Origin of the sequence: Streptomyces sp. NPDC015171 (genome assembly GCF_043079545.1) — a bacterium.
GTDB lineage: Bacteria > Actinomycetota > Actinomycetes > Streptomycetales > Streptomycetaceae > Streptomyces.
Genome location: NZ_JBIBUO010000005.1, coordinates 431,856 through 450,696, shown reverse-complemented (window position 1 = coordinate 450,696; position 18,841 = coordinate 431,856). Strand labels below are relative to the sequence as shown.

Below are 18,841 nucleotides of genomic sequence, written 5' to 3'. Positions count from 1 at the left end.
CGGCAGCCGACGTTTCCGCGGGGGCTCCCGGCGGGTGACGTTTCCGCGGGCGCTTCCGGCAGCTGACGTTTCCGCAGGTGCTCCCGGCGGGCGCCGCCTCGGCGGGCGTCCTCGGGTCTCCGTGAGCGCTCCGGCCGGCGGCCGGGGCCGCTACTCCATGGACACCCGGCCGGTCAGCGTGATGAGACTGTCGCGGACGGAGTCCATGTGCGCCTGGACGTCGTCCCAGGTCTCGCTGTGCTCACGCAGCATCCGCTCGGTCTCCACGGCGATGCACTCCTCACGCACCCGCGCCTCGGCGATGATCTCGGCGGCACGCGCGTGTGCCTCCTCCTCGGAGCGGCGCGCGAACTCCCCGGCCTCGCCGAGGGCCCGCTCGGCCTCGGACAGGGCCGTCTCCGCCCGGCTCACCCGGTCGGCGTCCCCGGCGTCCAGCGCCGCCGCCGCCTCCGCCTCCGCGCGCTGGACCTCGGACAGGCGCGCGGCGTGTTCGCGGGACTGCTCGGCGAGCAGGGCCGCCGTCCGCCGGCGCACCTCGCGCAACGCGGTGAGCGCGTCTCCGCGCCCGTCCTTCACATCGCGCCGGGCGCCGATGCGGAGGTCGTCGGCCTCGGTCTGTGCGGCGAGGAGCCGCTGACGGGCGTGTTCGTCGGCCTCCGCGCGAAGCGCGTCCGCCGCTTCGCGCGCCTTCTCGCGCACGCCCTCGGCGCTCGCCTCCGCCTGTGCGATCTGCTCGCGAGCTTCACGCCGGGTGCGCTCCAGGAGGTCCGCCGCCTCTTCCCGCACGCTCTGGAACAGGCGCCGCGCGCCCTCCCCGAGCGTCTCGTACTCCTGCGGCGCGAGCTGGGCGACGGCCTCGCGCAACCGCACGGCCTCCGCCTCCATGTCCTTGGCGAGCACGGTCAGCCGGGCCGCGCGCTCCCAGCCGGCGTCCCGGTTCTCGGACAGCGCCTCCATGTACGCGTCGACCTGGTCGGGGCGGTAGCCGCGCCCCCGGACGGTCACGAAGCCGTGGGGCGGCATCGCTGCGCTGCTCACCGTGGGGTCCCCTTCCACCGGACGTACACGACGGGATGATTGCGCGCACATCTTGATGGATCGGATGTAAGGGTGCATAACGCGACACTCCGCAGTTGCGTCACGCTCGGAACGCCGCACGTCGCCCCCGGCGTGGCGGACACGGCCACTCGGAGCCCACCCCGGGCCCCCTTGGAGTCTCTCCGCGGCCCCCGCGGAACGAACCCACCGCAAGGGTGATGAACGTGCTCCGAACGGCGCCACCCACCGGCCCGGGAACCACACTCGCGAACGACGGCGGGCCCTTCACGCGCGCGCGTGAAGGGCCCGAGGTCTCACACCCGGCCGGCGGGCGGGCGACGGACGCGCTACAGCAACCCGTCCCACATCTGCTCCAGCAGCACCGACCACCAGCTCTCCGGCGAACCGAGCGCCGCCGGGTCGAGTGCGGCCAGCTGCGCCTGGAAGTCGACCGTCCAGCGGCCCGCCTGCTCCTGGTTCAGCCCGAACCGCAGCCGCCACATCCGCCCCAGCAACGCCAGGCACCGCGCGAACTCCGGCAGCCCGGTGTTCACGAACTGCGGCGGTACCGGCGCACCGCCCGGGCCCGCCTCCACCGGCACGGCCACGATGTTCGCCGTCCCGTACTGCACACAGAGCGCCTTGCCGAAGTCGGTGCCCATGACGAGGTACGAGCCCGCGTCAGGCGCCGGCTGCACCCCGCGTTCGGCCGCGAGCTCCGCCAGCGTCGGCACCGGGCGGCCCGGCTGCGCCTGCGCCCAGAAGAACGGGCCCATGTCCAGCGGCAGTCCGGCCACGACCAGCGTGTGCGCCACGACGGGCGGCACCCCCTGCCGGGACACCGCCTGCTGCTCGAACCGGAAGATCCCCGGACCGAACGCCGCGGCCAGCTCCTGCGCGATGGCCTCCGGCGGCACCGGCGGCACGGCCTGCACCGGCGGCAGCGGCGCCCGTACCGGCGCGGGCCGCGCGGGACCGTCCGCCACCTGGTGCAACTCGCCCTGATGCGCGAGCAACTGCTGCATGCCCTGCTGCCGGCTCGCGTGGTCAGCGCCGTACGGGGCGATGCTCGCGATCCGCGCCTGCGGCCACTGCTCACGGATCATCCGCGCGCAGTAGGCGCCCGGCAGCTCACACGACTCCAGCTCCGTGTGCAGCTCGAGCACCTGGCCCGGCGGCACGTTCATGGCCCGCAGCTCGTGGAAGATCTGCCACTCCGGGTGCGGCGTGCCCGGCGCCGAACGCCGGATCAGCTGCTGCTCGGAGCCGTCCTGGGCGCGGTAGCGCAGCACCGCCTGGTAGCCGGGGCCCACCGTCGGCTGCCCCTGCTGCGGATACCCGTACGCCGGAGCCTGCCCCGGCACCGGCCCGCCGGGCGGCGGCATCGCACCCGGGGGCATGGCGCCCGGCGGCACAGCGCCCCGCGGCATGGCGCCGGGCGGCATCCCACCGGGCGGCATCGGCGAGTGGGCACCCGGGACGCCCGGAGGCATACCGGGGGCGCCCGGCGCCCCGAGAGCGCCGGGGGCGGGGGGCGGCGGGGGTGCTCCCGGGCCGGCCACCGGCGGAGCGGCCAGCATGGTCTCGGCGTGGTGCACGGCACCGGAGGCGCCTTGGGCACCGGGGGCGCCCGGCGGCTGCGTGACGCCCGGCATGCCGGGGGCGCCCGGCATACCAGGGGCGCCCGGGGCGGCGGGGGCACCCGGACGGGGGGGCGCACCCCCGCCCATGCCGCTCGGATCGGCCAGCATCGTGGCCGCGTGGTGCACGCCGCCCGGCGGCGTACCACCGGGCGCACCCGGCGGCGCGGCGGGCGGGTTGGGGGCGCCCGGAGCGTTCGGCACGCCCGGCGCCTGAGCCCCCTGGGCACTCCCCGGAGCCCCTGGACCGGCCGGCGCACCCGCACCGCCCGGCCCCTCGGGCCCCTCAGGACCCAGCGCCGACACGAGCTGCGTCGGCACGTACCCGCCCGCAGGCGCACCCGGTGCGGGCGGCGGCGTCGCGGTCCCCGGGCGCGCGCCCGGCAGGCCCGGCACGCCCGGCGGCGGAGGCGGCGCACCCACTCCGCCGCGCGCCTTCTTCGGCGGCGGCGCCGCCTTGCTGGTCGCGGCGTCCGCGATGTCCCCGGCGTTCGGCGCGAGCGGCCGCGCGGGCGCACCCGGGCCCGCCGGAGGCTGCGGCGCGTCCTGCGCACCGCCCGGCGTCTGCGGATAGCCGTACCCCTGGGCGCCCTGCGGAGCGCCGGGCCCCTGCGGGTAGCCGTACGGCCGAGGCGGAGGCGGGGTGTTCTGCTGCGGAAGACCCGGCGCACCGGGAGTCATGGGGGGCGCGGGAGCCATGGGGGGCGCGGGAGCCATGGGGGGCGCGGGCGGAGTGCCGTGCGCCGGAGGGTAGGGCGCCACGCCCGCCGGGGGGGTGCCCGGGGCCGCCGGAGCCTGCGGATGGCCGTACGCCGGTGTGCCCGGTGGCGGCGGGGGCGTGTGGCCCGGGCCGGCGCCCGGCGCACCAGGCGGAACGGGCGCACCGGGCGCACCGGGCGCACCGGGCGCGAAGCCCTGCGCTCCCGGCGCGTCGGGTACATCGAGCGCCGGCGCGACCGCCGTGGGCGGCAACTGGCTGCCGCCCGACATCAGCGCCGTCGGCGCGTCGGCCGCCACCGCCGGCGGACGCCGCGCGTCGTCCGGGTCGGTCAAGGGCGGCGCGAACACCGTCGCGGGCAGCGGCACGGAACGGTCGTCCTCACCGTTGTCCGCGTTCGTGTCGGTGCCGGCCCAGGGCGTGGCCCCGTCGGGCACGTCCGCCGGAGCGGGCACCCCGGCCTGCGTCTCGGCCGGCCCGCCTCCACCGGAGGCAGCCCCACCCGCAGAGGCAGCCGCCCCGCCGGAGGCACTCGCGCCCCCGGCCGGCCCCGCCCCGCCGGCAGAAACCGACGGCCCATCGGAAACCGGACCCCGGCCAGAAGCAGACTCGACAGACTCGTCCGAAGCCGCACCCGAAACCGCACCCGCGCCCCCGGCACCCGTGCCCTCCGGCCGCCGCTCCCCCAGCCCCAGCTTGTCCGCCGCCTCCTGCAACCACTCCGGAGGAGTCAGCAGGAACGACGTCTGATTGAGGTCAAGCCGGGCCGGAGCAGGCGCGGGCACCGCGTCCCGCGGCTCGTCGGCGCGGCCGTACTCCTCCTCGTACCGGCGGATCACCTCGCCCACCGGCAGCGCGGGCCACAGCGTCGCCTCCCCGCTGTCCCGGGCGATGACGAGCCGCTGCCCGCCCGCGTCCGAACGCGGCCCCTCCGCCCGGTCCTCGCCCCACACCACGAACCCCAGCTCGAACTCCCGCACCCGCACCTCACGGTGCTGGTAGGCGGGCACATCGCCGTTGATCCACTCCTCGGCGCGCTCCTGCGCCTGCGCGTACGTCACCATCGCCTGCAGCTCACTCCCCCACCGGGCCGGAAGACGCCGAGCCGGAAGACACCGGGACGACACGGGCGAAACCGCCGTCCACCATCAGATTGGCCACCGTCTCCAACTCCGGCGGGCTGCCCGCGAGCCGGGACAGGAAGGCATCGAAGTCGTCACCGCACGGCAGCAGCAGACGCTCCACCCGCTCCGCCGGCGACCACGACGGATCCACGTCCCGCACATCGTCGTACGCGCAGAACCACACCGAACCGGTCCGCTCGCCCTTCGCCTTCACCGCGAGCAGGCCGCCCTGCACGAAGGCCACACCGAGGTAGTCCTTCGTCAGGTGGTCGCGCAGACACTTGTTCACGTACACCAGGTCATTGACCGCGGCCTCGTCCCGCACGGTGAAGAACGGCTGGTCCACCAGCAGCCCCAGCTCGGCGGCGAGCGCCGTGCCGGCCGGCGCGCAGCCGCCCGCCGCCTTCAGGAACGAGCGGTAGGCGCCGGGCAGCCGGTACCCCAGGTCCTCCTCGACCCCCTGCACCTGCGCCTCCGTCACCGCGACACCCGACTTCGGCAGCCCAAAGTGGGCCGGACGCGACTCCTGCAACGGCCGCGTACCCCGCTTGGCGTGGTCCACCTGCGCCGTCGCCACCCCGCCGTGATGCCGCAACAGCGCCTTCACGTCGACCGGGATCAGCTCAAGGCGCCGGGTGCCCGCCACGTGGTGCCACGTCCAGCCGTGCGGCGTCGCCACATCCGGCACCGTGTCCCACAACTCGTGCCCCGCCGCGGCCAGCGCCGCGTTCGCCGACACGTAGTCCGTCAGCCGCAGCTCGTCGACCCCGAAACCCTCCGGCGGCTCGGCGATCTCCACCGCCACGCGCGCGTACGGGGAGAAATCGGGGTGACCGCGCTCATCGACCCGTACCCCTCTCGGGTGACGTGCCGCCCGGACCGGATCCGGGAAGTGCACGACCTGCCCGGCGTAGGCCGCGTTCGGCGGCGCGGCTTGCTGCCCGAGCCGACCTGTCGTCATGGCGGTTGCCCCCTGCGGCGTTCTCTTGGGCCTGAACGGCGGTGTCGATCGCGGATGGCGACAGCCTATGCGGTACGCGCACCCCGGTCACCGGCCCACCGCATCCCCGCGTCCGGCCCCCCGCCCCGCCCCGCCGGGGCCGTCGCACCACCACCGTGACCAGCCGTCACCCCACCGTCACACCCCGCCCCGACCGGGCGTGTCGCAGCGCCCCAGCTTCCGCACGAGCCACGGCATTTGGCACCCTGTGTCCTTCGGGGGGATGCCCGGGGAGGGAAGAAGATCATGAACGCCTTGCAGACCGGAGGTGCCGACGTGCGGGCCGGTGACCCACGCATCGACTGGAGCGGAACCGACACACCCCCCGCCCCCGCCCTCCGGCAACGCCGCGACGGCATCCTGCCCACCGTCGCCGCCGCCCTCTCCGTCCGCGGCGCCACCCTCACCGGCACCGCCGCCCGCAGCGACCAGCCCCCGGCCCTGCACGCCCTGGTCCAGGACTTCCTCGACGCCCTGACCAGCGCCCAGCGCGACCGCTTCACCGGCCGCTGCGCCGAGACCATCCTCATCTCCCGGCACATCGCCGCCGCCGACGCCGCACGCAGCAAACGCGCCGCACGCAGACCCATGACCAACGGCGAAGCCCGCAAAGCGCTCAAACACGCCAAACTCACCGCCCGCCGTATACGCGAGGACGGCGACCCCCTCCACGGCAGCTTCGCCACCCCGTGCCGCACCTGCACCGCGCTCAGCGCCCACTTCGGCGTCCGCATCGTCGACCCCGCCGCAACCGACGACTGACCGCACCCGTCAACACCGACGACACCGACACCACCCGCACCGCCACGTGAGCACCCGCACGAGTACCACCACGCGTACGAGCGCACGCACACGCACGACGAACGAAGGGCAGATGCACGCCGACCGCACCTCCACCACGCGCTTCCCCGTACCCGTCGACGCCGCCCTGCGCGGCGCCGGCTGGCAGCCCGGGCGCTGGGACATAAAGCAGGCCGAGATCTGGGCCGACACCCTGCGCGAACACACCTCGCCCGCCGGACACCGGCACACCGTGTTCCCCGCCGCCGTCGAAGCCTGGGCCGAGTTCGGCGCCCTCCGCATCTCCCCCGCGGGCCCCGGCCGCCAGATCGCCCCGGCCGCCCTCCACCTCGACCCCCTGCACGGCCTGCACCTGGCCCGCACCCTCGGCGACCTCGGCCGCGCCCTCGGCACGGAGCTGAGCCCCCTCGGCGAGGAGACCGACACCGCCGCCCTGCTCGCCATCGACGCCGAAGGCCGCGTCTACACCATCGACCACACCGGCGACTGGTACGTCGGCCCCGACATCGACCACGCCCTGACCACCCTGATCACCGGCATCCCACCGGTACGCCTCACCGCGGGCTGACCGCCGGGGACCGCGCCCCCGCGCCCCGCCCCGGTCGCCTACACCGCCGGAATCACCGCGGACACCCGGAACCCGCCCGCGTCCGTCGGCCCCGACACGAACACTCCGCCCAGCGCGACGACCCGCTCCCGCATCCCCACCAGGCCGTTCCCGCCCGACGGCAGCCCCGCGGCCCGTGCGGACGCCGGCTCCGGCGGCGGCTCGTTCTCCACCTGCATCGCGATCTCCGACCCGCGATGCGCCAGCCGCACATGCGTCTTGGCGCCCGCCGCGTGCTTGTGGACGTTCGTCAGCGCCTCCTGCACCACCCGGTACGTCGTCTGCTCGATCTCCGCCGCGTACGGCCGCTCGTCGCCCTCCACCGACAGGTTCACCACCATCCCGGCGGCGGCCGACTGCGCGATCAACTCGTCCAGCTCCGACAGATACGGCCCGTCCGCCACGCCCGCCTCGACAGCCGCCCGGGACGCCGCCTCCGCCGCGGCCTCGCCCACCGCCGCCAGCGACACCTCGGCAGCACGCAGGCCCGCGTCCGTGCCCGCCCGCAGCACCCCGAGCATCTCCCGCAGCTCGGTCAGCGCCTGCCGGCCCATGTCACCCACGAGCGCGGCATTGCGCACCGCCTTCTCCGGATCCTTCCGCGCGACCGCCTGCAACGCCGCCGCGTGCACCACCATCAGGCTCACCCGGTGCGCGACCACGTCGTGCATCTCCCGCGCGATCCGCGTCCGCTCCTCGTTGCGCGCCCACTCGGCCCGCTCCTCCGCCCGCTCCGCGAGCAGCTGAAGCTCCCGCTCCAGGGAATCCGCCCGCTCCCGCAGGCTCTCCATCAGCCGGCGCCGCGCCCCCACGTACAGGCCCAGCAGCACCGGCGGAGCCGTCAGCCCCAACGCCGTCGTGACGGCCGCGAACGGCACGAACCAGTCACCCAGCGTCAGATCCCCGCGGGCCATCTCCTGCCGCACCCGTACGAACGTCACGATCGCCGTACCGAGCAGCGACATCCCCGCCAGCGACCCGATCACCCGCCGGGGCAGCTCGGCCGCCGCCAGCGTGTACAGACCGACCACGCCCATCAGATAGCCCATCTCGGCGGGCGTGACGGCGATCGCCACCAGCACCACGGCGATCGGCCACTTCCGGCGCACCAGCAGCACCGAACCGGCGAGGAGCCCGAACACGATCCCCACGGACACCGGGATCCCCGCGTCCCGGGCGAACGGAATGCCCTCCGCCGCGCACTCCACGGCGGACACCAGCGCGAGAGCCCCGTCGAACACCGCACTGCGCCGCCTGGCCCACCACCAGGGGCCGGTCAGCTCCCTGGCGTGCTCTTCCCCCGTCGTGGTCATGTCTCCAGCCTACGGGCGACAGGTACGGCTTTTCCGGTGACTTTCACCTACCTCCACACACCACACCCAGTGACCGGACGACCTCGAAACCCACCGGAATCCCTCGAACTGGCGAACCTTTCCCGTTCGATTCCCCGTCCCCGCCGATCCGGCCACCCCATGATCCACATCCGGCAGCGCATGACCCTGTACCGTCGCGTGGAAGGCGCCTGGTGCGGCATAGTAGGAGGCGCCGCTCGGCAACCAGACCGAATGTCCGGTTTAGTCGAGACGTTCCCCCGTGGTGTAATTGGCAGCACTGTGGCTTTTGGTGCCATCTGTCCGGGTTCGAGTCCTGGCGGGGGAGCAGCTGCTCCATACGGGCCCTGACCGGTGACCACCGTCAGGGCCCGCACTCATGTCCCCCACACCACCCCCCGGTATCCTGCGGCTGTCACCCCCACCCATCCAGAGCCGAAGGGCAACCCCGTGAGCGCCATTCGCCCGGCCGCCGTCGTCGTTCTCGCAGCGGGTGAGGGCACCCGTATGAAGTCGGCCACGCCGAAGGTCCTGCACGACATCTGCGGCCGTTCCCTGGTCGGTCATGTGCTGGCCGCCGCCCGTGAGTTGGACCCGCAGAACCTGGTCGTCGTGGTGGGCCACGCCCGTGAGCAGGTCGCCGCGCACCTGACCGAGATCGACCCCGGCGTGCGGACGGCCGTACAGGCGGAGCAGAACGGCACCGGGCACGCCGTGCGGATGGGCCTGGAGGAGCTGGGCGGGACGGTGGCCGGGACCGTGGTCGTGGTGTGCGGGGACACCCCGCTGCTCACCGGCGACACGCTGACGCGGCTCGCCGGGACCCACGAGTCGGACGGCAACGCCGTGACGGTGCTGACCGCCGAGGTGCCGGACGCGACCGGTTACGGCCGGATCGTGCGGGACGAGGCGACGGGCGCGGTCACGGCGATCGTGGAGCACAAGGACGCGAGCGAGGCCCAGCGGGCGATCCGGGAGATCAACAGCGGGGTGTTCGCGTTCGACGGCGAGCTGCTGGCGGACGCGCTGAAGAAGGTGCGCACGGACAACAGCCAGGGCGAGGAGTACCTCACCGACGTGCTGGGGATCCTGCGGGAGGCCGGGCACCGGGTGGGGGCGTCGGTGGCCGGTGACCACCGGGAGATCGCGGGGATCAACAACCGGGTGCAGCTGGCCGAGGCCCGGCGGATCCTGAACGACCGGTTGCTGACGCGGGCGATGCTGGACGGCGTGACCGTCGTGGACCCGGCGTCGACCTGGGTGGATGTGACGGTCACGTTCGAGCGGGACGCCCTGGTGCATCCGAACACGCAGCTGACCGGGGCGACGCGGCTCGGCGAGGGCGCCGAGGTGGGTCCGAACAGCCGGCTGAACGACACGTCGGTGGGCGCCGGGGCGCGGGTGGACAACACGGTGTCGGACGGGGCCGTGGTGGGCGCGCGGGCGAGCGTGGGGCCGTTCGCGTACCTGCGGCCGGGCACCCGGCTCGGCGCCAAGGGCAAGATCGGCACGTACGTGGAGACGAAGAACGCGTCGATCGGGGAGGGCACGAAGGTGCCGCACCTGTCGTACGTCGGGGACGCCACGATCGGCGAGTACTCGAACATCGGCGCGGCGAGCGTGTTCGTGAACTACGACGGCCAGGACAAGCACCACACGACGATCGGGTCGCACTGCCGGACCGGTTCGGACAACATGTTTGTGGCTCCTGTCACGGTGGGGGACGGTGCGTACACCGCCGCCGGGTCGGTGATCACGAAGGACGTGCCGCCCGGCTCGCTGGCCGTGGCCCGTGGTCAGCAGCGGAATATCGAGGGCTGGGTGGCCCGGAAGCGTCCGGGGAGCGCGGCGGCCAAGGCGGCCGAGGCGGCGTCCCGGCAGGGTGAGGGCGAGGGCTGACGGGAATCGTGTGCGTCAAACACGGCGTACCGTGATAAGTGCACATCCGCACGCGTGCACCCGCACCCTTACCAGCTGATTCGGCCTCTCATGCCCAGCCGAGAGGTCGCCGAGCAGCCGGCTGGCTGAGACAACCTCTGAGGAGACAGTGCTGTGACCGGGATCAAGACGACCGGCGAGAAGAAGATGATGTTCTTCTCCGGCCGCGCCCACCCCGAGCTTGCCGAGGAGGTCGCCCAACAGCTGGGTGTCGGGGTCGTCCCGACGAAGGCCTTCGACTTCGCCAACGGCGAGATCTATGTGCGGTACCAGGAGTCGGCGCGTGGTGCGGACTGCTTCGTGATCCAGAGCCACACGGCTCCGATCAACCAGTGGATCATGGAGCAGCTGATCATGATCGACGCGCTGAAGCGCGCGTCGGCTCGCTCCATCACGGTGATCGTGCCGTTCTACGGTTACGCGCGGCAGGACAAGAAGCACCGCGGCCGTGAACCGATCTCGGCGCGTCTGATCGCGGACCTGATGAAGACCGCGGGTGCGGACCGGATCCTGACCGTCGATCTGCACACGGACCAGATCCAGGGCTTCTTCGACGGGCCGGTGGACCACCTGTTCGCGCTGCCGCTGCTGGCGGACTACGTGGGCAAGAAGGTGGACCGGGAGAAGCTGACGGTGGTGTCGCCGGACGCGGGCCGGGTGCGGGTCGCGGACCGGTGGTGCGACCGGCTCGGTGCGCCGCTGGCGATCGTGCACAAGCGGCGCGACAAGGACGTCGCGAACCAGGTGACCGTCCACGAGGTCGTGGGTGAGGTCAAGGGCCGCGTGTGCGTGCTGGTGGACGACATGATCGACACCGGCGGGACGATCTGCGCCGCTGCCGACGCGCTGTTCGCGCACGGCGCGGAGGACGTCATCGTGACGGCGACGCACGGTGTGCTGTCGGGTCCGGCGGCCGACCGGCTGAAGAACTCCCGGGTGAGCGAGTTCGTGTTCACGAACACCCTGCCGACGCCGTCGGAGCTGGGCCGGGACCTGGACAAGATCAAGGTGCTGTCGATCGCTCCGACGATCGCGAGCGCGGTGCGCGAGGTCTTCGAGGATGGTTCGGTGACCAGCCTCTTCGACGAGCAGTGAGGTTTCTGCGGGTGCGCCGGTCCGGCTAGCCCGTGATCCTTTTGAGTGCGGCCTCCCTCTCCGAGTAGACTGCCCGAGTTGCTCGGCGAGGGAGGCCGTGTTCGTTCCACGAACCGGTGTCCGTTATCGACGCGCTCTTCGTAGCAGGCCGTTCGTGGCCGGGTGACCACGTCCGTTCCTGATTTCCACGAGGAGTGATTCCCATGTCCGAGGTGAAGCTCGCCGCCGAGACCCGTTCCGAGTTCGGCAAGGGTGCGGCCCGTCGTATCCGCCGTGACAACAAGGTTCCGGTCGTGCTCTACGGCCACGGCGCCCAGCCGGTGCACCTGACCCTGCCGGGTCACGACCTGCTGCTCGCGCTGCGTACGCCGAACGTCCTGATCTCCCTGGACATCGACGGCAAGACCAACGAGCTGGCGATCCCGAAGTCGGTCCAGCGCGACCCGATCAAGGGCTTCCTGGAGCACGTCGACCTGCTGCTGGTCAAGCGCGGCGAGAAGGTCACCGTCGAGATCCCGGTGCACGCCGAGGGTGAGCTTGCCCCCGGTGGCAACCTGCTCGAGCACGTCCTGAACGCGCTGCCGGTCGAGGCCGAGGCCACGCACATCCCCGAGGCCGTCACGGTCTCCGTCGAGGGCCTGGAGGCCGGTGCCTCCGTCCACGCCAAGGACATCGCGCTGCCCTCCGGCGTGACCCTGGCCGTCGAGGAGGACGCCGTCGTCCTGCAGGTCCTGGCCGCGCAGGCGGAGGAGACCGAGGGCGAAGAGGCCGCGGGCGAAGAGACCGCGGAGGCCTGATCCTCGCCTTCGGGGTGCGAACCCCGTAGTCGTCGTTCCGTCAGCCGCTGTTCCCTCGGGGGGCAGCGGCTGCCGCGTATCAAGGAGACATGGACGTGACCACCTCCGCCAGCGACCCCTGGCTGATCGTCGGGCTCGGTAACCCCGGGCCGGAGTACGCCATGAACCGGCACAACGTCGGCTTCATGGTGGCGGACCTGCTCGCGGAGCGGATCGGGGGGAAGTTCAAGCGGGCCGGCAAGGCGCAGGCGCAGGTGCTGGAGGGGCGGATCGGTCCGGCGGGGCCGGCGAGCCGCCGGGTGATCCTGGCGAAGCCGATGTCGTACATGAATCTGTCCGGCGGTCCGGTGAACGCGCTGAAGGACTTCTACAAGGTGCCGCCGGCGCAGATCGTGGCGGTGCACGACGAGCTGGACATCGACTACGGGGTGCTCCGGCTGAAGCTGGGCGGCGGCGACAACGGGCACAACGGTCTGAAATCGATGACGAAGGCGATGGGTCCTGACTACCACCGGGTGCGGTTCGGGATCGGCCGGCCGCCGGGGCGGATGCAGGTGGCGGACTTCGTGCTGAAGGACTTCGCCTCGGCGGAGCGCAAGGAGCTGGACTACTTCGTGGACCGTGCGGCGGACGCGGTGGAGTGCCTGGTGTCCGAGGGGCTCGAACGGGCGCAGGGTACGTACAACTCCTGACTTGTCCGGCCGGGACGCCCAGCGGAGTTGACCGGCCGTAGGGGTATGGCCAATGATCCCGGCCATGCCTGCCACTGCCGGTGCCACTCGTCAGGCGTCCGTGTCCGCGTTGCGGTTCGGGCGGGTCGCGGCGATGGGCGCGGTCGCCGCGCTGATCCTGTTCGCCGGGGTGTGGGGTTCCTGGGGGACCGCACAGCATGTACTGCTGACCAAGGGGCGTGAGCGGGGCACGGTCCGGGTGACCGCGTGCGCGGGGCCTGTGTGCAGCGGCCCGTTCACACCCGCGTCGGCGGGGGCGCGGCCACGCGCGCGCGTGGAGATCGAGGAGTCCCTGGCGGTGCGTACGGGGACGACGTACGACGTGGTGCTGAAGCCCGGCGGCGGGGACGCGGTGCGTTCGGGGCCGGCGGGGATCCTGTACGCCTGGGTGCCGCTGGGCGGGGCGCTGCTGCTGGCCGCGGTGGTGGTCGCGGGCGGGGTGCGGCTGGTCCGGCCGGCCTGGGTGCTGGGGCTGTGCGGGGCGGGACTGCTGACGGCGGCGTTCCTGGCGGTGCAGTGACCGCGGACGGTTGCCCTGGCCGCCGGACCGACCGCGGACGGCTGCCCTGGCCGCGGACTGACCGCGGCGATGCGGTGGCCGCGGACTGACCGCGGACGGTGCGGGACACGGGGGTGCCCCCGGGGTCGGGCGACCTCGGGGGCACCTGTGCGTCCGGGACCGGGGGTCCGCGGGGCGGCCGTGTCCGGTGTCCGTCAGCCGGTGTTGCGCAGTCCCGCCGCCACGCCGTTGACGGTGAGGAGCAGGGCGCGGGCGAGCAGCGGGTCGGGCTCGGCGCCCTCGGCGGCGGCGTCGCGCTGCCGCTTGAGCAGGGTGACCTGGAGGTAGGAGATCGGGTCCAGGTAGGCGTCGCGGATGCCGAAGGTCTGCTTGAGGACCGGCTGGGCGTCGAGGAGCTCGTCGCCGCCGGTGATCCGGAGGACCTCGCGGACCGTCAGCTCGTGTTCGGCCTTGATGGTGTCGAAGACGTGCTTGAGGTGGTCCGGGACGAGGGTGTCGACGTAGTGCTGGGCGATCCGCAGGTCCGTCTTGGCGAGGGTCATCTCGACGTTGGAGACGAAGTTGCGGAAGAAGTGCCACTGCTGGTGCATCTCGTCCAGGACGGTGTCCCCTTCCTGCCGCAGGCCCGCCTCGCGCAGGGCCTTGAGGCCGGAGCCGACGCCGAACCAGCCGGGCACGATCTGCCGGGACTGGGTCCAGCCGAACACCCACGGGATGGCACGCAGTCCGTCGAGCGAGACGCCCGAACCGGGGCGTCGCGAGGGCCGCGAGCCCAGATGCAGGTCGGCGAGCTGGTCCACCGGCGTGGAGGCGAGGAAGTACGTCGGGAGGTCGGGATCCTCGACGAGCTTGCGGTAGGCGGCGTGGGCGGCCTCGGAGACCACGTCCATCGCGGCGTCCCAGCGGGCCAGCGCCTCGTCCGACTGGCGGGGTGCGGTGTGCAGGGCGGAGGCCTGGAGGGTGGCCGCGACGGTCAGCTCCAGGTTCTCCCGGGCCAGGGACGGGATGAGGTACTTGTCGGAGATGACCTCGCCCTGCTCGGTGACCTTGATCTCGCCTTCCAGGGTGCCCCAGGGCTGGGCGAGGATCGCGTCGTGGGAGGGGCCGCCGCCGCGGCCGACGGTGCCGCCGCGGCCGTGGAAGAGGCGCAGCCGGACGCCGTAGCGGTGGGCGACGTCGCGCAGCCGGCGCTGGGCGCGGTGGATCTCCCACTGGCTGGTGGTGATGCCGCCGAACTTGGAGGAGTCGGAGTAGCCGAGCATGACCTCCTGGACGTCGCCCCGCAGCGCGACGAGGCGCCGGTAGGACGGGTCGGAGAGCATGTCCTCCAGGATGGTGTCGGCGGCCTTGAGCTCGTCGGTGGTCTCCAGGAGCGGGACGATGCCGATCTTGGCCCAGCCGGCGTGCAGGTCGATCAGGCCGGCCTCGCGGGCCAGGACGGAGGCGGCGAACACGTCGTCGGCGCCCTGGCACATGGAGATGATGTAGGACTCGATGACCTCGGGGCCGAAGACCGACAGGGCCTTCTTCACGGTCTCGAAGACGCCGAGGGTCTTGGCGGCGGCGGCGTCCACGGGGGCCGGGACGGGGGCGAGCGGCCGGCGGGACCTCAGCTCCTTGGCGAGCAGCTTGGCCCGGTAGTCGCGGGGCATGTCGGCATAGCGCCAGGACTCCTCGCCGAGCCGGTCGAAGAGCTGGCCGAGGGCGTGGTGGTGGGCGTCGGCGTGCTCACGGACGTCCATGGTGGCGAGCTGGAGGCCGAAGGCGGAGAGGGTGCGGATGGTGCGGGCCAGGCGGCCGTCGGCGAACAGGCCGCCGCGGTGCTCGCGCAGGGAGGTCTGGATGATCCGCAGGTCCTCGAGCAGTTCGCCGGTGCCGAGGTAGTCGCGGCCGGGCTCGTGCGGGGTGCCCGTGGCGAGGCGCTGCTTGGTGTTCTGGAGCTTCTGCCGGATGCAGGTGGCCTTGAGCCGGTAGGGCTCCTCGGCGTTGAGGCGCTTGTAGCGGGGGCTGATCTCGGGGAGCAGCTCCAGGTCGGAGCCCAGGGACTCCAGCAGCTCGACGGTGGCTCCGGTGTAGCGGATGGAGTTGGAGAGCAGGCCGCGCAGCTCGTCGATCATCGCCAGGGCGTCGTTGATGCCGTGCTCGTGCTGGAGGATGAGGACGTCCCAGGTCACCTGGGGGGTGACATTGGGGTTGCCGTCGCGGTCGCCGCCGATCCAGGTGCCGAAGGTGAGCGGGCGGGTGTCGTCGGGGAGCTTGACGCCGACGCGCTCCAGTTCGGCGGTGAGGTCCTCCAGGACGTCGCCGACGGCGTCGGCGTGCAGTTCGTCCAGGTAGTAGATGGCGTTGCGGGCCTCGTCGGCCGGTTCCGGGCGTACGACGCGCAGCTCGTCGGTCTGCCAGACGAGGTCGATGTTCTCGGCGAGGCGGACGTCGTGGCGGCGGCGGTCGGAGTCGAGGACGGGGGTGTCCAGGAGCGCGGCGATGCGCCGGAGCTTGTTGAGGACGGAACGGCGCGCGGCCTCGGTGGGATGGGCGGTGAAGACCGGGCGGACGTTCAGATGCTGGACGGTCTCCCGCAGGTGCTCGGGGTCGGCGTCCTTGAGCCGGTCGGCCGTACGGGCGAGGAGGCCGCCCTCGGCGGCGCGCTTGGCCCGCAGCTCCCGGCCGCGGTGCACCTGCTCGGTGATGTTGGCGAGGTGGAAGTAGGTGGAGAAGGCGCGGACGAGCTTGGCCGCGGTCTCCAGTTCGGTGCCGCGCAGCAGCTCGGCGGCGGCGTCGCCGTCCTCGCGCGTGAGGCGGCGGACCTTTTCGACCAGTTCGAGGAGTTCAGGGCCTTCCTGCCGGACGAGTGTCTCGCCCAGGAGATCACCCAGCCGGCGGATGTCGGCGCGCAGCTCGGTGCTGGTCGTGGTGGTCTGGTCGTCGGCACTGCTCACAGGTGCGGCTCCTTGCAGTGTTGAAGCTCGTCTGGGAGGGAACCCGGCCGGCTACCGGGCGGCGGGGGCGCCGCATACGGGCCGGAGCGTCCGGGAAGGAAACTTCAGCGGACCGCGCTGTCCGACCGAGACCAAGGATAGGTGGCCATGAGGACGCGCAGGGTCTGGGGCTCTTGCCGCCGCATGACACGCTGCCATACTTACGACGCCGTAGGTTACGGAACCGTAGGGAAGGACCGTCGAGTCCCGCTCGGTCCCGGTGGCCCGGCAACCGCCTCGACCCTCGACACCCCACAGGGGACGCGCAATGACGTCAGGTTCCGATGTGATCGACGAGACCCCCAAAGCCACGGACACGGACTTCTCCTCCGCCACGCTGGGCGGTGAGCGGAAGCGCTCGATCGAGCAGATCACGCTGCTGTTCTTCATCATCGTGCCGTTCCTGGCACTGGTGGCGGCGGTGCCGCTGGCATGGGGCTGGGGGGTGAGCTGGCTCGATGTGGGCCTGCTGGTGTTCTTCTACTTCCTGGGATGCCACGGCATCACGATCGGTTTCCACCGGTACTTCACCCACGGTTCGTTCAAGGCCAAGCGGCCGCTCAGGATCGCCTTGGCGGTCATGGGCTCGATGGCGGTCGAGGGCCCCCTGGTCCGCTGGGTCGCCGATCACCGCAAGCACCACAAGTTCTCCGACGCGGAGGGCGACCCGCACTCCCCGTGGCGGTTCGGCGACACGCTGCCCGCGCTGATGAAGGGCCTGTGGTGGGCGCACATCGGCTGGATGTTCGACGAGGAGCAGACGCCGCAGGAGAAGTACGCGCCGGATCTGATCAAGGACCCGGCGATCCGCGCGGTCTCCCGTCAGTTCGTCTTCTGGACGGCCCTCTCGCTGGCCCTGCCCCCGCTGATCGGCGGTCTGGTGACGATGTCCTGGTGGGGCGCTTTCACCGCGTTCTTCTGGGGATCACTCGTTCGAGTGGCGCTGTTGCACCATGTGACATGGTCGATCAACTCGATCTGCCACGCGGTGGGCAAGCGGCCGTTCAAGTCGCGGGACCGCTCGGGCAACGTCTGGTGGCTTGCGGTCCTGTCCTGCGGCGAGTCCTGGCACAACCTGCACCACGCCGACCCGACCTCGGCGCGGCACGGTGTGATGCGCGGCCAGGTCGACTCCTCGGCCCGGTTCATCCGCTGGTTCGAGATGCTCGGCTGGGCGTACGACGTGCGCTGGCCGTCACGCTCCCGTATCGATTCCCGCCGTGACACCGGGGAAGGCGGCTCCCGGCGCGGGGGGGAGACCGCCGAGGCGGCATGATTGACGCCGTGGCGACCGACTCCAGCAGCACTTCAGGCAACGACAAGCAGCGGCGGACGCGCCGGACCCGGATGACCGGTGCCGAGCGCCGCCAGCAGTTGCTGGAGATCGGTCGCACCCTCTTCGCGGCCAAGGGTTTCGAGGGCACGTCGGTGGAGGAGATCGCGGCGAAGGCCGGGGTGTCCAAGCCGGTGGTGTACGAGCACTTCGGCGGCAAGGAGGGGCTGTACGCGGTGGTGGTGGACCGCGAGATGCGGCGGCTGCTGGACATGGTGACCGGCTCGCTGACCGCCGGCCACCCCCGCGAGCTGTGCGAGCAGGCCGCGTTCGCCCTGCTCGACTACATCGAGGAGTACACGGACGGTTTCCGCATCCTGGTCCGGGACTCCCCCATCCCGCAGTCGACGGGCTCCTTCGCCTCGCTGATCTCGGACATCGCCACCCAGGTCGAGGACATCCTGGGCCGTGAGTTCAAGTCGCGCGGCTTCGACTCCAAGCTCGCTCCGCTCTACGCCCAGGCCCTGGTGGGCATGGTCGCGCTGACCGGCCAGTGGTGGCTGGACGTGCGCCGCCCGAAGAAGGCGGAGGTGGCGGCCCATCTGGTGAATCTGGCGTGGCACGGCCTGGACGGCCTGGAGCAGAAGCCGAGGCTGATAGGGCACCGGAAGAGCTGAGCGCCATCAAGATGGGTGAACCTAGTAGTCGCTAGATGCATCTTGTGACACCATTCGGGCATGACTCAGATCGCGATCAGCGCAGCCCGGTCCCAGCTCGGCGACCTGGTCCGCCGTGCGGCTCATGGCCGCGAGACCATCGCGCTCACCGATCACGGGCACGTCGCCGCGCTCCTCGTCTCGCCGCAGGTGATAGAGGATCTCGAAGACGCACTGGCCGTCGCCGACTATCAGCTGCGCAAAGCAGAGGGGGCACTGGGCGAGGGCATCCCCATGGCGGAGGTGCGCAGGCGGCTGGGGCTCGAAAAGCCGTGACCTACGAAATCATCTTCGAACCGCACGCCCTCGATACGGCGGCGCGATTCCTGGAGGACGACCCGGCAGGGCTTGCCAAGGTCCTGGACGCGATCGACGAGCTGGCTCATGACCCGAGGCCGATGGCATCGGCGGCGTACGGTCCGGACATCCGTCGCCTGCGCGTCGGCGCTTACCGGGTTCTGTACATCATCGACGCAGCGGTCATCCGCATCCTCGTCACCCACCTCGGGCGGACCGCCTGACGATCCACCCGCC

General features: G+C 72.3%; 16 protein-coding genes and 1 tRNA gene. 12 read left to right on the top strand and 5 right to left on the bottom strand.

Annotation, left to right across the window (positions count from 1 at the left end; genetic code table 11):
- Positions 1–150: 150 nt before the first annotated feature.
- From ACF073_RS17315 to ACF073_RS17305, 3 genes are all read right to left on the bottom strand, one after another.
- On the bottom strand, positions 151–1,038 hold the full coding sequence (locus ACF073_RS17315; RefSeq protein WP_392070747.1) for a DivIVA domain-containing protein: 888 nt from the start codon (positions 1,036–1,038) through the stop codon (positions 151–153).
- A gap of 347 nt (positions 1,039–1,385) precedes the next feature.
- Positions 1,386–4,460 carry an SUKH-4 family immunity protein gene (locus tag ACF073_RS17310; RefSeq protein ID WP_392070745.1) on the bottom strand — a complete coding sequence of 1,025 codons (3,075 nt, stop codon included), beginning with the start codon at positions 4,458–4,460 and terminating at the stop codon, positions 1,386–1,388.
- A gap of 10 nt (positions 4,461–4,470) precedes the next feature.
- Positions 4,471–5,481: an SMI1/KNR4 family protein gene (locus tag ACF073_RS17305; protein WP_392070743.1), complete on the bottom strand. Its 1,011-nt coding sequence runs from the start codon at positions 5,479–5,481 to the stop codon at positions 4,471–4,473.
- Positions 5,482–5,766: 285 nt separating this feature from the next.
- Between ACF073_RS17305 and ACF073_RS17300 the strand changes: the two genes are divergently transcribed.
- Both ACF073_RS17300 and ACF073_RS17295 read left to right on the top strand, forming a co-directional pair.
- On the top strand, positions 5,767–6,282 hold the full coding sequence (locus ACF073_RS17300; RefSeq protein WP_392070742.1) for a YwqJ-related putative deaminase: 516 nt from the start codon (positions 5,767–5,769) through the stop codon (positions 6,280–6,282).
- A gap of 112 nt (positions 6,283–6,394) precedes the next feature.
- Positions 6,395–6,889 (top strand): SUKH-3 domain-containing protein, encoded by a 495-nt coding sequence (locus ACF073_RS17295; RefSeq protein ID WP_392070740.1) that lies wholly within the window; start codon positions 6,395–6,397, stop codon positions 6,887–6,889.
- 38 nt (positions 6,890–6,927) lie between these two features.
- Here ACF073_RS17295 and ACF073_RS17290 read toward each other — a convergent pair whose 3' ends face one another.
- Entirely contained in the window at positions 6,928–8,241 is a 1,314-nt protein-coding gene (locus ACF073_RS17290; protein ID WP_392070738.1) for a sensor histidine kinase, read from the bottom strand.
- Positions 8,242–8,515: 274 nt separating this feature from the next.
- On the opposite strand from ACF073_RS17290, the gene ACF073_RS17285 reads away from it, so the two are divergent.
- From ACF073_RS17285 to ACF073_RS17260, 6 genes are all read left to right on the top strand, one after another.
- Positions 8,516–8,587, top strand: a tRNA-Gln gene (locus tag ACF073_RS17285).
- Between the two features lie 122 nt (positions 8,588–8,709).
- Positions 8,710–10,158 carry a bifunctional UDP-N-acetylglucosamine diphosphorylase/glucosamine-1-phosphate N-acetyltransferase GlmU gene (gene glmU, locus ACF073_RS17280; protein ID WP_392070736.1) on the top strand — a complete coding sequence of 483 codons (1,449 nt, stop codon included), beginning with the start codon at positions 8,710–8,712 and terminating at the stop codon, positions 10,156–10,158.
- A 153-nt stretch (positions 10,159–10,311) separates the two neighbouring features.
- The gene (locus ACF073_RS17275) at positions 10,312–11,292 is read left to right on the top strand and encodes a ribose-phosphate diphosphokinase (protein WP_392070734.1); all 981 of its coding nucleotides are present in this window, start codon (positions 10,312–10,314) and stop codon (positions 11,290–11,292) included.
- A 203-nt stretch (positions 11,293–11,495) separates the two neighbouring features.
- A complete protein-coding gene (locus tag ACF073_RS17270; protein ID WP_392070732.1) occupies positions 11,496–12,089 on the top strand; it encodes a 50S ribosomal protein L25/general stress protein Ctc in 594 nt (197 codons plus the stop codon).
- An 89-nt stretch (positions 12,090–12,178) separates the two neighbouring features.
- Positions 12,179–12,781 (top strand): aminoacyl-tRNA hydrolase, encoded by a 603-nt coding sequence (gene pth, locus ACF073_RS17265; protein ID WP_392070731.1) that lies wholly within the window; start codon positions 12,179–12,181, stop codon positions 12,779–12,781.
- A gap of 52 nt (positions 12,782–12,833) precedes the next feature.
- Positions 12,834–13,340 (top strand): hypothetical protein, encoded by a 507-nt coding sequence (locus ACF073_RS17260; protein ID WP_392070729.1) that lies wholly within the window; start codon positions 12,834–12,836, stop codon positions 13,338–13,340.
- A gap of 194 nt (positions 13,341–13,534) precedes the next feature.
- Here ACF073_RS17260 and ppc read toward each other — a convergent pair whose 3' ends face one another.
- Positions 13,535–16,279, bottom strand: coding sequence for a phosphoenolpyruvate carboxylase (ppc, locus tag ACF073_RS17255; protein WP_392070727.1), 2,745 nt, complete (start codon positions 16,277–16,279; stop codon positions 13,535–13,537).
- Positions 16,280–16,586: 307 nt separating this feature from the next.
- On the opposite strand from ppc, the gene ACF073_RS17250 reads away from it, so the two are divergent.
- From ACF073_RS17250 to ACF073_RS17235, 4 genes are read left to right on the top strand one after another with little or no spacing between them, the layout of a single operon-like run.
- On the top strand, positions 16,587–17,594 hold the full coding sequence (locus tag ACF073_RS17250) for an acyl-CoA desaturase (RefSeq protein WP_392070725.1): 1,008 nt from the start codon (positions 16,587–16,589) through the stop codon (positions 17,592–17,594).
- The gene (locus tag ACF073_RS17245) at positions 17,591–18,268 is read left to right on the top strand and encodes a TetR family transcriptional regulator (RefSeq protein ID WP_392070723.1); all 678 of its coding nucleotides are present in this window, start codon (positions 17,591–17,593) and stop codon (positions 18,266–18,268) included. Before ACF073_RS17250 ends, ACF073_RS17245 begins: the two co-directional genes overlap by 4 nt.
- Positions 18,269–18,328: 60 nt before the next feature.
- Positions 18,329–18,583: a type II toxin-antitoxin system Phd/YefM family antitoxin gene (locus ACF073_RS17240; protein ID WP_392070721.1), complete on the top strand. Its 255-nt coding sequence runs from the start codon at positions 18,329–18,331 to the stop codon at positions 18,581–18,583.
- Positions 18,580–18,828 carry a type II toxin-antitoxin system RelE/ParE family toxin gene (locus ACF073_RS17235; protein WP_392070719.1) on the top strand — a complete coding sequence of 83 codons (249 nt, stop codon included), beginning with the start codon at positions 18,580–18,582 and terminating at the stop codon, positions 18,826–18,828. Before ACF073_RS17240 ends, ACF073_RS17235 begins: the two co-directional genes overlap by 4 nt.
- The last annotated feature ends 13 nt before the right edge of the window (positions 18,829–18,841 follow it).

Excerpts from the sequence above, each read along its gene's own strand:
- ACF073_RS17310 (WP_392070745.1), bottom strand. The coding sequence starts at position 4,460 with ATGGTGACGTACGCGCAGGCGCAGGAGCGCGCCGAGGAGTGGATCAAC.
- ACF073_RS17305 (WP_392070743.1), bottom strand. The coding sequence starts at position 5,481 with ATGACGACAGGTCGGCTCGGGCAGCAAGCCGCGCCGCCGAACGCGGCC.
- ACF073_RS17300 (WP_392070742.1), top strand. The coding sequence starts at position 5,767 with ATGAACGCCTTGCAGACCGGAGGTGCCGACGTGCGGGCCGGTGACCCA.
- ACF073_RS17295 (WP_392070740.1), top strand. The coding sequence starts at position 6,395 with ATGCACGCCGACCGCACCTCCACCACGCGCTTCCCCGTACCCGTCGAC.
- ACF073_RS17290 (WP_392070738.1), bottom strand. The coding sequence starts at position 8,241 with ATGACCACGACGGGGGAAGAGCACGCCAGGGAGCTGACCGGCCCCTGG.
- ACF073_RS17270 (WP_392070732.1), top strand. The coding sequence starts at position 11,496 with ATGTCCGAGGTGAAGCTCGCCGCCGAGACCCGTTCCGAGTTCGGCAAG.
- pth (WP_392070731.1), top strand. The coding sequence starts at position 12,179 with ATGGACGTGACCACCTCCGCCAGCGACCCCTGGCTGATCGTCGGGCTC.
- ACF073_RS17260 (WP_392070729.1), top strand. The coding sequence starts at position 12,834 with ATGATCCCGGCCATGCCTGCCACTGCCGGTGCCACTCGTCAGGCGTCC.
- ACF073_RS17250 (WP_392070725.1), top strand. The coding sequence starts at position 16,587 with ATGACGTCAGGTTCCGATGTGATCGACGAGACCCCCAAAGCCACGGAC.
- ACF073_RS17245 (WP_392070723.1), top strand. The coding sequence starts at position 17,591 with ATGATTGACGCCGTGGCGACCGACTCCAGCAGCACTTCAGGCAACGAC.
- ACF073_RS17240 (WP_392070721.1), top strand. The coding sequence starts at position 18,329 with ATGACTCAGATCGCGATCAGCGCAGCCCGGTCCCAGCTCGGCGACCTG.